The organism is Bacillus sp. GW823-FHT06A11 (assembly GCF_058795355.1).
In genome coordinates, this window is record NZ_JBXAHS010000001.1 from 231,550 (window position 1) to 246,812 (window position 15,263).

Here is a 15,263-nt window from a genome sequence, read left to right on the forward strand (position 1 = left end):
ATTGTTATTCATTGACGAGTGCTTTCTCTTTTTTTGATACAGATAATGTTTTTTCTTTCTTATTTGACATTACCTCTTTATCGGAAATACGTAAAGAAAATAGTAGTGCTATGAGCAAAAATATTGCTGATCCAATTAATGCTGCTTGATATGGTAAAAAATCGGATTGAACGTTATTACTTCCAAAACCAGCTAGTATACTAGCTAAAACAGCTACTCCTATCGCTGAACCTAATCGATTTTGCACATTGAATATAGTAGTCGCTCTCCCCATGGAAGGCGGCGTGATATTGTTAAAGGCAGAAAATTGAACCGCACCGACAGATTGACCTAAGAAAATACCGATACCAAACAATAATGCCCGAATTTGCCACGGATTCGTATCGTGATTTACAAAACTTAATAAAACAAAGATAATCGCCGTACAAATTAATCCTATAGAAATTACCTTTCGAGCTCCTAATTTCTTATATGACCATGGCACAATTTGTGAAGAAATCATTAATCCAATCGCCTCTGGAAATGTCGTAAGTCCTGATTCTAGCGCGGAAACTCCTATCACATTTTGATACATAAGTGGAAAAACAAATAACATTCCTAGTAAACCAGCTGATGAAAATAATGATATAAGGCTCATCTTTCTAAAGACTGGTTCTTTTAATAAGCGTAAATCTAACATTGGTTGCTTTACTTTCAGTTCTACGATTATAAACAATGTAATGAATACAACCCCAGCTATCCCAGTACTCATAATTTCTGGAGAAATCCACCCTTTTGATGGTCCCTGGCTGAGTGCATATATGAGCATCGCAAATCCTGGTGCTGATAAAATAAAGCCGAGAGAATCAAAGCGACCAGCTGATTTTTCAACATGCTCTGCTAAAAATAGAAGTCCAAAGAGCAATGCAACGATTCCAAACGGTAGATTAATATAAAATGCCCAACGCCAAGACATTTGATCTACAAAGAAACCACCGATGATAGGACCAATTGCTGGTGCTACAGCAATTGGAAGTACAATGAACCGAGAAATCTTCGGTCTTTCCTCTGGTGAAAATGTTCGAAATAACATCGCCATTCCGACCGGTGTTAAAAGCCCTCCACCAGCACCTTGAATAATACGGAAAATATTCAATGAAGTAATATCATTAGCCATTCCGCATAAAGCAGAGGCAATTGTAAATACGAAAAGAGCAATTAAAAATACTCTTTTCGTACCAAATCGATCTCCTAACCAACCAGAAATCGGAAGGAAAACAGCTAAACTAACTAAATACCCAACATTAACCGTCCCCATTGCAGATGGAGGTACTTGTAGTTCTTTACTTATCGTTTGTAGTGCTACATTTACAATCGTTGCATCCATCGCAGCCATAAACATCGCAGTTATATAAACGATACTTACGACTACTTTTGGATTTAGTTTTGCTTTCATTATCGTTTTCCTGCTAATGTTTTTTCACGAACTTGATTACTTTTTGGATTCAAATCTTTCCAGTTATATTCAACATATTCTAAGCAACTCTGCCTACTAGCTTCTTCATATACGACACTCCAGCCAATAGGTACATCGAGAAAAGCAGGCCAGAGAGAATACTGGCCCTCCTCATTTATTAATACTTTATATGTGTAATTATCATTTTCAAATGGATTCGTCATACTCTACTTACCCCTTTCTTATTCTGCAAATATTTCGCTAATACTTGTCCAATTTCCGTAAGTGGACCTGGCTGACATAAATCTTTATGTCTACAGTCAATATCATGCTGCACAATTTGCCCATCTAAATAATTTAGCCACGTATTTGGAGAAATAGGATCAAACCAGTCTGGTATAACAGTAGATCTAAAGAATAAGATGTCTCCGTTATAAACTTTCGGTACATATTTCCCTAACAACCCTACTGAATTTACATATGTTTCTTTCAAGTTCAATATAGTCTCTTCTTCAAGACTTGCTAATGCACTTCCATCTTTACGAAGGATTTCAACTGCACTTTCCATTGTAAGTGGTTTACCATCCATGTTATCTGGGTCATATCCGCCTAAAGCGAGTAATGCGATTAACGCTTCCTCTTCAGTAGGCGCTTCCGTATTCGGTAAGAAGTGTCCAGGATAAGAATCAAGCATAACGAGTAATTCTACTTCTTCCCCTTCATTTTGTAGTTGCGCCGCCATTGCATGCACAACATTTCCTCCAAGCGACCAACCTAATAAACGATATGGTCCATGAGGCTGTACTTCGCGAACGTGTTTCAAGTAATCCGCCGCCATCTCCTCTAAACTTTTTGGAAGTTCTTCATTTTTAGCGATACCACGTGCTTGTACACCATAGATTGGATAATCTGTTCCTAAAGATTTCATAAGTCCTGCATAGCACCAACTTAATCCACCTGCTGGATGTACACAAAATAGTGGTAATTGCTCCCCGCTTGCTCGTAATGGAAGCAACACATCAAGTGCACTTTGACCATTCCCCATCTCAAGTCTTTCAGCTAACCCTGCAACAGTCGGTGCTGCAAATAAAGTACCAATGTTTAGTTCCACTCCAAGCGCCTCTTTAATGCGGCTCATAAGCTGCACTGCAAGGAGTGAATGGCCACCAAGATCAAAGAATCCGTCATCAATTCCAATTTGAGGTACACTTAGCACTTCTGTAAACAAGTCACATAACATTTCTTCTTGCGGTGTTCTTGGACCACGACTAGAAGATGATGCGATAAATTCTGGAGCTGGCAATGCCTTTCTATCTAACTTACCGTTTGGAGTTAAAGGTAACTCATTTACTACTACAAAAGCGTATGGAACCATATAATCTGGTAAACTACCACTAGCAAACTGACGCATTTCATTCGTATCAATCGCTTCATTATTTGATGCAACGATATAAGAAACTAACCGTTTATCCCCTGGTTGATCTTCCCGTACAATAACGGCTACTTGCTCAACTTTAGGGTGCTTCATTATGACTGCTTCTATTTCTCCTAATTCAATTCGGAATCCACGAATTTTTATTTGATGATCTGCACGTCCTATATAATCTAGCGTCCCATCTTTACGCCAGCGAGCTAAGTCTCCTGTACGATACATTCTTGTACCTGGCTTGCCAAATGGATCTGCGATAAAGCGTTCAGCCGTTAATCCTGCTCTTCCTAAATATCCACGCGCAAGCCCTGCACCTGCAACATACATTTCTCCAACTACTCCAGGTGGCACTGGTTGTAAATAGTTGTCTAACACATACACTTTAAGGTCAGGTATACTGCACCCAATTAAACTATTTGCTCGTAAAGAGACGATAGTTTCATCTAATTCAATATAACTAACATGTACTGTCGTCTCCGTAATACCGTACATATTAATAAGCTTTGGTGCGTTATGAGGATGTCGACTATACCAATCTTCTAAGCGACTTAGTTCAAGTGCTTCTCCTCCAAAAACAACATATCGTAAAGATAATTTTTGGCCAATCTCTTCATTTTCACGATCTGCTTGCATCAATTGATAGAACGCTGATGGAGTTTGGTTTAAAACCGTAACCTTTTCTTTAACAAGAAGCTGTAAAAATTCTTTCGGTGAGCGACTTACAGTATGTGGCACTACAACTAAACGCCCTCCGTATAATAAAGGTCCCCAAATTTCCCAAACCGAGAAATCAAAAGCGTATGAATGGAACATCGTCCAAACATCGTTTCCGTCAAACTGGAACCAATGATCAGTTGCTCCTAAAAGTCTTACTACATTTTGATGAGGTATCATAACGCCTTTCGGTCTACCCGTTGAGCCTGACGTATAAATAACGTAAGCAATATGTGATGGAGATAATGGCTTAATTCGTTCCACTTCATCAATATTGTCATCACTATATTTCTCAACTTCTGCTATTACTTTCACATCATCAACTAAAACTTTTAGTGCCTCATCACATTCAATTTCCACTTCTGAATTCGTTAAAACACATGATGGTTTCGCATCGTGTAGCATAAATGAAATGCGGTCTGCTGGGTAATCTGGATCTAACGGAAGGTATCCGGCACCAGCTTTAAGAACAGCTAATAAGCTTACAACCATGTTTAATGATCTTGGCATCGCTAAAGCAACGAGTTGATCAGGACCAATCCCTTTTGCTATTAGGAATCGAGCTATTTTATTTGCTTTTCTATTTAACTCTTCATAAGTTAATTTCTTATTTTCAAAGACAACAGCTATAGAATTTGGATTTATATGAGCCTGCTTTTCAAACAATTGTGGCAATGTCATTTCTGGTGCAATTTGAAAACCACCATTCCACTTTTCTAACACTGTATTTTTCTCTGCTACAGTTAATATTTCTAATCTGCCAATTGATTGATCCGGATTTGTAGCTGCATCATCTAATAACAAAATGAATCGTTCTATTAGTTTTTGAACCGTTTCACGTTTATATAAATCGGTACTAAACTCTAGTAATCCATATAAACCGTTCGGAGTACCATCAACCTCGTTACTCTCACTAATTTCAAATGTTAAATCAAATTTTGCAGAACCAACGCTTTGAATTTCAAGGCTCGCTTCTAAATCTGGTGCATTAAACGTTGCTTCTGGTGTATTTTGAAAAGCTAACATAACTTGAAACAACGGGTGGCTGTTTCGAGTACGTACTGGATTTAACACTTCAACAAGCCTTTCAAATGGAACATCTTGATTTTCATAAGCTGCAAGATTTACCTGCTTCACTCTATTTAATAATTCTTTAAAACTTGGATCTCCTGACGTATTTGTACGTAACACTAATGTATTTACAAATAAACCAACGATATCTGAAAGTACATCATCATTTCTTCCAGCAATCGGACTTCCAATTGGTATATCAGTGCCTGCACCTAATCTTGTAAATAGTGCACTAAGCCCTGCTTGCAATACCATAAACAAACTAACTCCATTTTTACGTGCAAGCTCTACTAACCTACTATGCATACCTTCATCTATATGAAAATGAATTGTTTCCCCGCGGTAACTCGTCTCAATTGGACGCTGGAAATCTGTAGGTAACTCCATTTGGTCTGGTAAACCTTTAAGTTCTTCTTTCCAAAAATCTAATTGTGTTGAAATAAGACTCTCTGGTGTCGTTTCATCACCTAGCAATTGCTGTTGCCAAAGTGCATAATCTGCGTATTGAACTGGTAGTGTCTCCAGCTGAACTCTGTCACCTTGACATCGTGCTTTATATGCCGCTGTAAAATCTCTCGTTAACGGCTGTAATGACCAGCCATCACCTACAATATGATGTAATAAAATTAATAATACATGTTCGTTTTCACTCACTGTAAAAAGTTGCAAACGAACTGCCGGCTCAATATCGAGGTTAAAGCTATATCTTACCGCCTCTGAAAGTACACTTTCTAATTCATCTTTACATGTATTAGTTATAACCATTTCTAGATTTAAATTTTCCATATCTAAAATTTTCTGATAGGAACTACCTAATACGTTAGGGAAAATTGTTCTAAGTGTTTCATGTTTCTCAACTACATCATAAAAAGCACCTTGTAATGCTTCCCGATTCAATATTCCATTCATACGAATGACTAGCGGAATATTATAAGTAGGACTTGGACCTTCTAAACAATTTAAGAACCATAACCTGCGCTGTGCAAATGAAAGTGGAACTTCATTTGGCCTACTTGCTTTCTGAATAGCTGGTCTTGCGCTTTTTGCATGGTTTAATTGTTTCGCCAGTTCGGCAACAGTTGGTGATTCAAATAGTTTCCCAATTCCTAATTCCACACTTAACGTTTCACGAATTCTTGCCATTAAACGAGATGCGAGAAGTGAATGTCCACCCATTTCAAAGAAATTATCATCAATGCTAATTCGAGAAACACCAAGTACTTCTGCAAATAAATCACATAATATTTCTTCTTTCGGATTTCTAGCAACTCTCTCGTTGTTCATTCCATTAAAATCAGGAGCAGGTAATTTCTTTCTGTCAACCTTACCATTTGGCGTTAATGGTAATTCTTCTAGCACAACAAATGCCGATGGTATCATATAATTCGCTAAACTTTCTGAAACATAAGAACGAATTTCTGAAAGATTAATCGGTTCCTTTTCTTCTGCAATGATATACGCAATGATGCGTTTATCATTTGCACGATCTTCTCGTACCATTACTACCGCTTGTTGAATATTTTCATGTCGTTGTAATACCGTTTCAATTTCAGCTAATTCAATTCGGAATCCACGAATTTTAATTTGATGATCTGCGCGACTAATGTACTCTAACGCACCATCACTACGCCATTTCACAAGATCTCCTGTACGGTACATGCGCTTCCCTGATTCTCCATAAGGATTTGCAACAAACCGTTCAGCTGTTAACTCAGGTTTTCCTAAATATCCGCTTGCAAGTCCTTCCCCTGCAATATATAATTCACCAATAATTCCAGGTGGAACTGGTTGTAGCCCTGCATCCAATACATACACTTCTGTATTGCAAATTGGCTTTCCAATAGGTGGTATACCCTTTTCACCTTCATCAATGTTCATGAAAGTAGACCAAATCGTCGTTTCAGTTGGTCCATATAAATTAGTTATTGAACAACCTAATTCTTTTAATTTATTTGCTAAATGCGCTGGGAGAGCTTCACCACCAACAAGTATATTTAGCCCTTGTAGCTTCTCTGGATAATCAGTTACTAACGCCTGCCAAAGCGTCGGTGTAGCCTGCATAATTGTCACTCTTTCTTCTTGTAAAAGTGTCGTTAATGCTGATGGCTCTTGTATGTCTTCTTTTTGCGCAATTGTTAAACTTGCACCACTAATAAGAGGTAAATAAATTTCTAGAGCAGAAATATCAAACGCAAACGTTGTAACTGCTAATAAATGATCATTTTCATTTAATGAAAACTTTTGCTGCATAGCCATTAAAAAGTTACTTAAACCTCTCATAGGAACAATTACACCTTTTGGGTTTCCTGTTGAGCCTGAAGTATATATTGTATAGGCTGGGTTTAAAAGTGATACATCATTCTTACATGCTATATTCATACGAGAATATGTATGTAACGCTAGTTTCGTTTCTTCGTCATCTAATACAATTTTTTTCATATCCTTTTCTATAACTAACTTAGATGAAACAGATGAATGTGTTATGATACAAACTGGTTTTGCATCATTTACTATATAATTAACTCTTTCTGCTGGGTATTCTGGATCTATTGGTAAATACGCTGCACCAGCCTTTAAGACTGCTAGCATACTAACTACCATTTCTATTGATCTAGGGAATACTAAAGCTACAAACTGATTTGGTCGTATTCCTTCTTCTACTAAATAATGTGCTAGTTCATTCGCTCGTTCATTTAGCTCTTTATACGTAAGGATTACACCGTCACAAGTAATCGCTAGTTTATTTGGATTTTTTTGCACTTGTTTTTCAAATGATATAGGTAAACTGATTAACTCATCGTCTTCCTTCGTTTCATTCCATTCCAATAAAACTTTATGATTTTCTTCAGGCAGAGTAATGTTTATTTTTCCAATCGGCTCGTTTTTCTCATAATTATTTATTACTAATTCAAATAGATTCATAAATCTTTCTTTATGCAATGCTAGCTCTGCGCCATTATATACTTCGGGATTCGCATCAAAATGAATCATTAGCTCATTTTGATCAAAACGTTTATATACATTTATCGATAAATCATCTACAGGTCCTGCTGATAAGTTATGCGTAATACCACGATTTCCAGCAAAATTAAGCCCGTAATCAAAAGGCATAACATTCACTAACGGTCCAAACAACCTTTGATTTTCACCTAGTAACTTTAAGTCTCTTCTTAATTCCTCATGACGGTATTTATGATGGTGACGTACATCTCGGATTTCTTTAGAAACTTGCTGCAATAATTCCGCAAGAGTTATATTTGGAGTTACTGTAATACGAAGTGGAACTAAATTCATTACCATACTTGGTGTATGAATAGATACAGAACCTAGACGTCCCATCATCGGTAAACCTAAAACAATATCATTTTCACCTGTTAATTTATGCATATAAATACTTGTTACAGCCACAATGAATTCCGGCCAACTTGTTAACGAAATATTGATATCTTCTAGTAAAGTTTTCGTGCTAGAACTAGATAAATAAGCTGTTTCTCGTGAAAATCCATTTGATGTTCTCGGTGCTCGTTCTGCCAAACTTACAACTTCTGGGGCATCTGCAAACTTTTCTAACCAAAAAGTACGATTTTCCTGAAATTGTTTAGACTCACGATACTCGATATCTTCTTGCACGACTTTTGCAAGAGAACCAAATGGCTTTTCACTCTTGTTTGTTTCTTCTATAAGTGATGTATACTCATTCGCTACCTTTTGGCTAAGAAGTGAAAATCCATAGCCATCCATCACAATGTGATGGATGCGCTGATACCAAAAGAAACGATTATTTTCAACTTGAATAAGTGCTTCAGTAAATAATGTATCTTTTTTCAAATTGACTGGTATAGATAAATCATTTTTCATCCATACTTTAGCAGCTTCTTCAGGGTTTTCTTCTTTCCGAGCGTCAATAAAATGCATATGAAACTGTGATTCTTCAATAACTTGCCATGGGCCAATTTCATCCTCTTCGAAGCGAACGTGAAGTGCTTCTGCTTCCATTACAACTTTACGTACAGCTAATTCAAAAATGTCTTGATGAATATTCCCGTTTATTTCTACATATTCCCCAGTATTATATATCGGATTAAGCGGATCTAATTGTTGCGCAAACCACATACCAGACTGCGCAGATGATAACGAATGACGAATCTTTTGACTGTTAGGCATTCTTTACTACCCCTTTATTATGTAGTCTATTTGTTACAGCACCTGTGCTGTTTGTGAAGATAATAAGCTGTACCAACCTGCAACAGTTGGACGTTCTGCTAAATCTGCAAACGTGATTTCTTTCCCTTCACGACGCCACTTCTCTACTAAACTCATAATTCTGACCGAATCAAGCCCTCTATTTAATAAGTCCTCATCAATATCAATACTCTCTACTGACTCACGAAGTAGTTGTGCAACTAGTTCATGTACTTGCTGTATAGTGATTCCTTCACTCTCATCACCTTTTACACTTTGTAAATCTTTTAACAGTAGGTTTGTTGATGTCGTTACTGCGCATCTATTAGATGCATACTCCAATGCTTGTTTATGATGCTCTAGTGAAAAATCAGCAACTGCATCTGCTACAAAGAACGGCTCTATACCATCCATAAATGCTTCACAAGCTGTTAAAAGGCATCCAATATGCGCATAAATACCGCAAATAATGAGTTGATCTCTTCCTTGTTCATTTAAAATTTCTAATAGATTTGTCTTTTTAAATGCACTATATCTCCATTTTGTTAGGAATATATCATCCTCATCAGGAGTAAGTTCATCAACAATTTTCTTTTTATCTGGTCCAGCAGGAATACCGTCACCCCAAAAGTCTTGTAATAAACCTCTTTGTTCTAACGTTTGTCCACCAGGTTGCGCTGTATAAACAACTGGTATACCAAGTTGTTTACATTTTTCTCTTATCATTTTAATATTTGAAATAAGTTCTACTTTTGGTGATTCTTTATCGTTATATGCATCAAGAAAATATTCTTGCATGTCATGAATTAAAAGTACTGCACGTTTCGGGTCTGGTGTCCAATTCACTTTATTTTTTGGTAGTTCTGATTCAATTGGCATTTTATATACTGAAATAGATGGGATAGCCATCTAATCACTTCCTTCCGGTTTTTATTATTGTTTTACTGTAATAAGTTTTTCAGCAATGACTTTACGTAGTTCTTTTTTGCTGACTTTTCCGACTCCTGTTTGCGGGAATGATTCAATAAATTCAATTCGATCTGGAATTTTATAAGCCGCTATACCACGTTCTCTTAAAAACATTTTTAATTCACTTACTGCCGGAACTTGTCCGCGAGCTATAACAAAAGCACAGGTGCGTTCACCTAAATAATCGTCAGGCATAGATACAATTGCTACGTCATGGACCGCATCGTGTGCTAATAAATGATTTTCAACTTCTTCCGCAGCAACTTTCTCACCACCACGGTTAATTTGATCTTTATCTCTTCCTTCTACAATGATGTATCCTTGTTCATTTACTTTTACAAGATCACCTGTGCGATAAAATCCATCCTTTGTAAATGATCGTGCATTATGCTCTTCAGCTTTATAGTAACCACGAATTGTATATGGACCTCTTGTTAATAAACTACCTACTTCGCCAGGTTGTACATCGTTGTCATTTTCATCAACAACTCGTACTTCATCGAGTGCAGACATTGGTCTACCTTGTGTATGAATAATAATTTCTTCCGGATCGTCTAATCTTGTATAGTTCACTAATCCTTCCGCCATACCGAATACTTGCTGTAACGTACATCCAAATGTAGGGCGTATACGTCTTGCAACCTCAGCGCTAAACTTAGCACCACCTACTTGAATAACCACTAGGCTCGATAAATCGGTATTACGAGAAGATGCAGCATCAAGCCAAATCATTGCTAATGGCGGAACGAGCGCTGTAATTGTAACTTTTTCTTTTTCAATAAGAGCAAATGCCTCATCTGGACTACCACCAGTTGCCAATACCACTTTTCCACCCGCATAGAAAGTTCCAAATGTCCCTGGAGAACTCATTGGGTAATTGTGTGCTACTGGAAGAACTGCCATATAGACGCTTTCTGCATTCAAATTACAAATTTCAGCGCTTACACGTAAACTATAAATATAGTCATCATGTGTTCTAGGAATTAATTTAGAAAGACCTGTTGTCCCTCCTGATAATTGGAGAAATGCAACATCACTTGGCTGAACTTCTGGTAATGAGACGGGATCCATATACAGATCATTTATGTTCACAAACTCTTCTTCTTCCCCCACTACAATTACACGTTGTAAAGTTGGCACTTTCTCTTTCACTTCTCTTGCTAGTTTTCGATAATCAAAACCGAGAGCCTTATCTGAAATAACGTAAGCGCTCGCCTCGCCAAACTCACAAAAATAACTAATTTCACTGCTTCGATGTGAAGGTAGTGCAAAGACAGGAAGCGCTCCAATTCGAAATAGTGCAAAACATATTTCGAAAAACTCGATAATGTTAGGTAACTGGATTACAACTCTGTCCTCTTTCTTTATTCCTAAATTCAGTAAACCTGCTGCTAAACGATCTGCATTTTTATCAAGTTCACTATATGTTATATGCTTCTTACCACTTACAACCGCGATTCGATCTCCATATTTCTCAGCCCGCTCTCTTAACACTCCTCCAAATGTTTCACCAAGCCAACATCCTTCATCTCGATAATGATCGGCAAATTCTTTTGGCCATTCTGTATAACCTACTAGCATTCTTTCTTCCCCCTATTTTTCATTAAGTGAACTATCTCTTAACCCTAAAGCTTTTAGCATTGTTTGGAACTTAGCTGATGTTTCTGCTAACTCATCTTCTGGTTTTGACTCAGCAACAACTCCAGCTCCTGCATATAAACGCAGTGTATTTTCTTGTACTTCAGCACAACGAATTGTAACAATCCATTCTCCATCTCCATTTAAATCGCTCCATCCTAGCATTCCTGTAAAGAACTCGCGGTCAAATGGCTCAATATGCTGTATAGCCTCTCTTGCTTTTTCCATCGGAGTTCCGCAAACTGCTGGCGTAGGATGAAGGGCAATTGCTAATTGTAAAGAAGAAGTATTTGGATCCTTCAGTTCACCTTTCACTTCTGTAGACAAATGCCACATCGCTTCACTATGAATAACTGATGGCTTTTCTGGAACATGTAATGTATGACAATACGGACGAAGTGCAGCGGCAACCGCTTCAACTACTACCGCATGTTCATGTAAATCTTTTGGAGAAGAAAGTAATTCCTCTGCTCTTCTTTTATCTTCTACTGGGTCCTCACTACGTGGCCTTGAACCAGCTAACGGATTAGAAATAACTTGCATACCATTACGTGAAACAAGTAATTCAGGACTTGCTCCAATTAGCGTCTTACTGTTCTCTTTTTCATCTTTCGGTAAATTCACAGCAAATGTATAACCATGCTTATTATGTTCTGCTAATTCTCGCAGAAGTTTTTGCTTATCAATCTTTTCCGAAGATTTAACATCTAACGATCTAGATAGAACGATTTTCTTTAAATCACCGTCCTGTATTTTTTTAATTCCTTGCTTCACACCATTCATATAAACTTCAGGGTCTGGTACTGGCGTCATTTCAAATGTTACGTTCTCATTTGTTTCAAGCTGATTTGTTGTATCCAATTGTAAACGCTCAGAAATCCTACTATATTCTGGTACGATAAGTTGGACTTCTTTTCTACGATCGAATGGCAAAGCACCCACAACGATAGGATTTGGATTTCCAGCTTGTTTCGCATTACTTAATGTCGCTTGCACAAGCTCTGGGAAATTTTCAATTTCACGATGCTTTACTGTAGTAAACTCTCCTTCTGCTAATATAGTTCGAGTTGGTGAAGCGAAAAAGAATGAAGATTCAGTCTTATAATCTTCTAAAAGTTTTTCTGACAATTCCTTTACAGCTATATGTTCATTCATAATATAATAACCTCCTGAATTTTTATTAAACTCCTAACGTAGCACCGCCATCGACACATAAATTGTGCATTGTAATATGACTTGCTCTATCTGAGGCTAAAAATAACACTGCTTCAGCAACTTCTGAAGGTTGTGCAATTTTTTGTAATGGAATTCCGAGTCTATATGTATTTTGAGAACCAGTAATTATATTTTTAGCTCCATTCTCATCAGCCCATAGTAATCTTTGCATCTCAGTTTCAGTAGAACCTGGAGAAACTAAGTTGCAGCGTATATTGTATGCCGCAAGCTCTAGTCCTAAACATTTCATAAACATTGTCGTTGCAGCCTTTGACGCAGCATACGCAGCCATCTCCATTCTCGGCGTATTTGCCGCATTTGAACCGACTGTAACAATTGCCCCTGATTTTCTTAACATCATATTTTTACTTACCGCTCGGGACATATTGAAAACCCCTGTAGTATTTACAGAGAATGTTTTATTCCAATCTTCATCACTTAACGAATGAATTGGTCCCATACGTAAAACCCCTGCAACATTTATTAAAATATCTATTGGCGCTATTTCATTTGCAATATGATTTACCATGTCTTCAACAGCAGCGCTATCACTCACATCTAAACGAAACGTTTTCATACGTGTATTATTTAATTCATTTTGATTTAAGAGTACATTTAACCCCTCTTCATTTTGATCAACCGCAATAACTGTGGCTCCTCTTTCTAAAAACATTTTGGCAACAACACTGCCTATGCCTTGTGCTGCACCTGTTACTAAAACTGTTTTCCCATCAAATTCCCCTAAGTTCATTTTCTCTATCCTTTCACATAAACATTAATTTCATTAAGCAACACCACTGATATTGATTTTCATTATCAGTGGTGTTGTAAAAAATAATACACTTACTAAACTAATTGGTCAAGTGCGCATTACTTTAAAATCCATTTTATTGATAATGTTTTTCATTTACTATCTTACACCGAAATGATAATGTTTCTCAATAAACTTGTCAATCTTTTTTTATTTTTCAGACAAAGTATTTTAATGCTTCTTAATAAAATCATATGTAAACGTATTAAATGTACTTATATTATAAATAAAATTCCAAATCCTCTTTTTAAAATTGAAGAAGACAAACTAGAGATACGTTCATTTACAATGCTTTATGAAAAACTCAAGTATATATTTTCTCAATATTTTTCTGAAAATATATCTTACAAATACTAACGAATGTCTTCTTTATCATTTAAGATTTAATATATATTTCAAATGCGATATATCAATTCATTATATTCCAATATATCCCACTCACTTTTACATCTATAAAAATCCCAAAAATAATTTAACCTTGTTAAAATAACTCATAAAAAAAGCATCCTAATTAATAGAATAGGATGCTTTTTCGTAATCATAGCGTTATAGAAGATTTGTATACTTACGCTACGCTGCGATACTCTTCTTCGTGTTCTTTTTTCTGTTTAGGTGCTTGAATTAAAATTGCGATAATGAATGACACGACACATAATACACCGATCACCATGAACGTTGGTTTGAATCCACCTAGAAGTGCACCGATAAAGGAACCTGCAAGCGCCCCGAATCCAAATCCTTGATACACAATTCCGTAGTTCTTACTATGGTTTTTCATACCGAAGAAATCACCAACAATAGCTGGGAAAATAGTGATATTTCCACCAAAGCAAAACGCTACACTTGCTACACATACGAAGTAAATACCATAATTTAAATCTACAAAACTTAGAACTAAGACTGAACTCGCCATAACAACAAAAGTACCAGTAACGATTTTTAAACGCCCAATTTTATCCGATAACGGTCCTAAAATGATACGACCTAATGTATTGAAGATTGCAACCATAGCCACCGCATTAGCTGCTGTTGCTGCGCTAAGTCCTACAAGTTGAACACCAATGTCTTTTACCATACCAATTAAGTATAAGCCACTCATACATGATGTAAATAACATGATAAATAATAAGTATACTTGTTTTTTGCCTAACATTTCTTTCGTTGTGTATTCCTTAGTTTTTGTTTCATGAACTGCTCCTTGATCTGCAGCTTGATGGATTAAACAAGCACCAATTACAATCATAGCTGTAACAATTAAACCCCAGTATATAAATGCTTGCGATACACCAACTGATTCAATCAACTGTGCGTTAACGTATTTAAAGATTAAGCTACCTGAACCATATGCAGAGACAGAAATACCAGCAATTAAACCTTTACGCTCTGGAAACCACTTTATTAAATTTGATAGTGAAGTGATATATGCTGTACCATCTGCATAACCTACAACAACTCCTGCTAGTACATAAAGCAATATTAATGAAGAAGCTTGTGAACTAAGTATTAACCCTAGTCCTAATGCTAATCCAGCTATCATAATAAGTTTACGAAGTCCCCATTTTTCTTGCAATTTACTCGCAAATAAAGTTGAAAATGCTAAAGAAAGACTAGTAATTGAAAAAGTTATCGCAACAGCGTTAAGACTCCAACCGTATTTACTAACTAAAGGCTGATTGAATAAACTCCATGTATATATCGTCCCAAGCCCCATTTGTACTATGACTGTGCCAAGGACAACAAACCATGGATTAACAGTTGATTTTTTCATACCTTTCCGCCTCCTCTTTCTATTTCAATGC

At 36.7% G+C, this 15,263-nt stretch carries 8 protein-coding genes; all 8 read right to left on the reverse strand.

The window, feature by feature from the left end; translation table 11 throughout:
• Positions 1 to 4: 4 nt before the first annotated feature.
• Positions 5 to 1,435: an MDR family MFS transporter gene (locus AC1Q8L_RS00995; protein WP_000644934.1), complete on the reverse strand. Its 1,431-nt coding sequence runs from the start codon at positions 1,433 to 1,435 to the stop codon at positions 5 to 7.
• Positions 1,435 to 1,659, reverse strand: a complete 225-nt coding sequence (locus AC1Q8L_RS01000; RefSeq protein WP_000184060.1) for an MbtH family protein — start codon at positions 1,657 to 1,659, stop codon at positions 1,435 to 1,437. Before AC1Q8L_RS01000 ends, AC1Q8L_RS00995 begins: the two co-directional genes overlap by 1 nt.
• Entirely contained in the window at positions 1,656 to 8,813 is a 7,158-nt protein-coding gene (locus tag AC1Q8L_RS01005; protein WP_001133889.1) for a non-ribosomal peptide synthetase, read from the reverse strand. The genes AC1Q8L_RS01000 and AC1Q8L_RS01005 overlap by 4 nt, the downstream gene beginning before the upstream one ends.
• Before the next feature lie 33 nt (positions 8,814 to 8,846).
• Positions 8,847 to 9,740, reverse strand: coding sequence for an isochorismatase family protein (locus AC1Q8L_RS01010; protein WP_001007247.1), 894 nt, complete (start codon positions 9,738 to 9,740; stop codon positions 8,847 to 8,849).
• Between the two features lie 24 nt (positions 9,741 to 9,764).
• Positions 9,765 to 11,381 (reverse strand): (2,3-dihydroxybenzoyl)adenylate synthase, encoded by a 1,617-nt coding sequence (locus AC1Q8L_RS01015; protein ID WP_000960111.1) that lies wholly within the window; start codon positions 11,379 to 11,381, stop codon positions 9,765 to 9,767.
• 12 nt (positions 11,382 to 11,393) lie between these two features.
• The gene (dhbC, locus tag AC1Q8L_RS01020) at positions 11,394 to 12,593 is read right to left on the reverse strand and encodes an isochorismate synthase DhbC (protein ID WP_001002071.1); all 1,200 of its coding nucleotides are present in this window, start codon (positions 12,591 to 12,593) and stop codon (positions 11,394 to 11,396) included.
• 25 nt (positions 12,594 to 12,618) lie between these two features.
• The gene (gene dhbA, locus AC1Q8L_RS01025) at positions 12,619 to 13,404 is read right to left on the reverse strand and encodes a 2,3-dihydro-2,3-dihydroxybenzoate dehydrogenase (protein WP_001048431.1); all 786 of its coding nucleotides are present in this window, start codon (positions 13,402 to 13,404) and stop codon (positions 12,619 to 12,621) included.
• Positions 13,405 to 14,029: 625 nt separating this feature from the next.
• Entirely contained in the window at positions 14,030 to 15,232 is a 1,203-nt protein-coding gene (locus AC1Q8L_RS01030; RefSeq protein WP_000750107.1) for an L-lactate MFS transporter, read from the reverse strand.
• Between the last annotated feature and the right edge of the window lie 31 nt (positions 15,233 to 15,263).

Bases quoted from the DNA above. Each gene is read 5' to 3' on its own strand.
- dhbA (WP_001048431.1), bottom strand. From the start codon at position 13,404: ATGAACTTAGGGGAATTTGATGGGAAAACAGTTTTAGTAACAGGTGCA.
- AC1Q8L_RS01015 (WP_000960111.1), bottom strand. From the start codon at position 11,381: ATGCTAGTAGGTTATACAGAATGGCCAAAAGAATTTGCCGATCATTAT.
- AC1Q8L_RS01030 (WP_000750107.1), bottom strand. From the start codon at position 15,232: ATGAAAAAATCAACTGTTAATCCATGGTTTGTTGTCCTTGGCACAGTC.
- AC1Q8L_RS01005 (WP_001133889.1), bottom strand. From the start codon at position 8,813: ATGCCTAACAGTCAAAAGATTCGTCATTCGTTATCATCTGCGCAGTCT.
- dhbC (WP_001002071.1), bottom strand. From the start codon at position 12,593: ATGAATGAACATATAGCTGTAAAGGAATTGTCAGAAAAACTTTTAGAA.
- AC1Q8L_RS01010 (WP_001007247.1), bottom strand. From the start codon at position 9,740: ATGGCTATCCCATCTATTTCAGTATATAAAATGCCAATTGAATCAGAA.
- AC1Q8L_RS01000 (WP_000184060.1), bottom strand. From the start codon at position 1,659: ATGACGAATCCATTTGAAAATGATAATTACACATATAAAGTATTAATA.
- AC1Q8L_RS00995 (WP_000644934.1), bottom strand. From the start codon at position 1,435: ATGAAAGCAAAACTAAATCCAAAAGTAGTCGTAAGTATCGTTTATATA.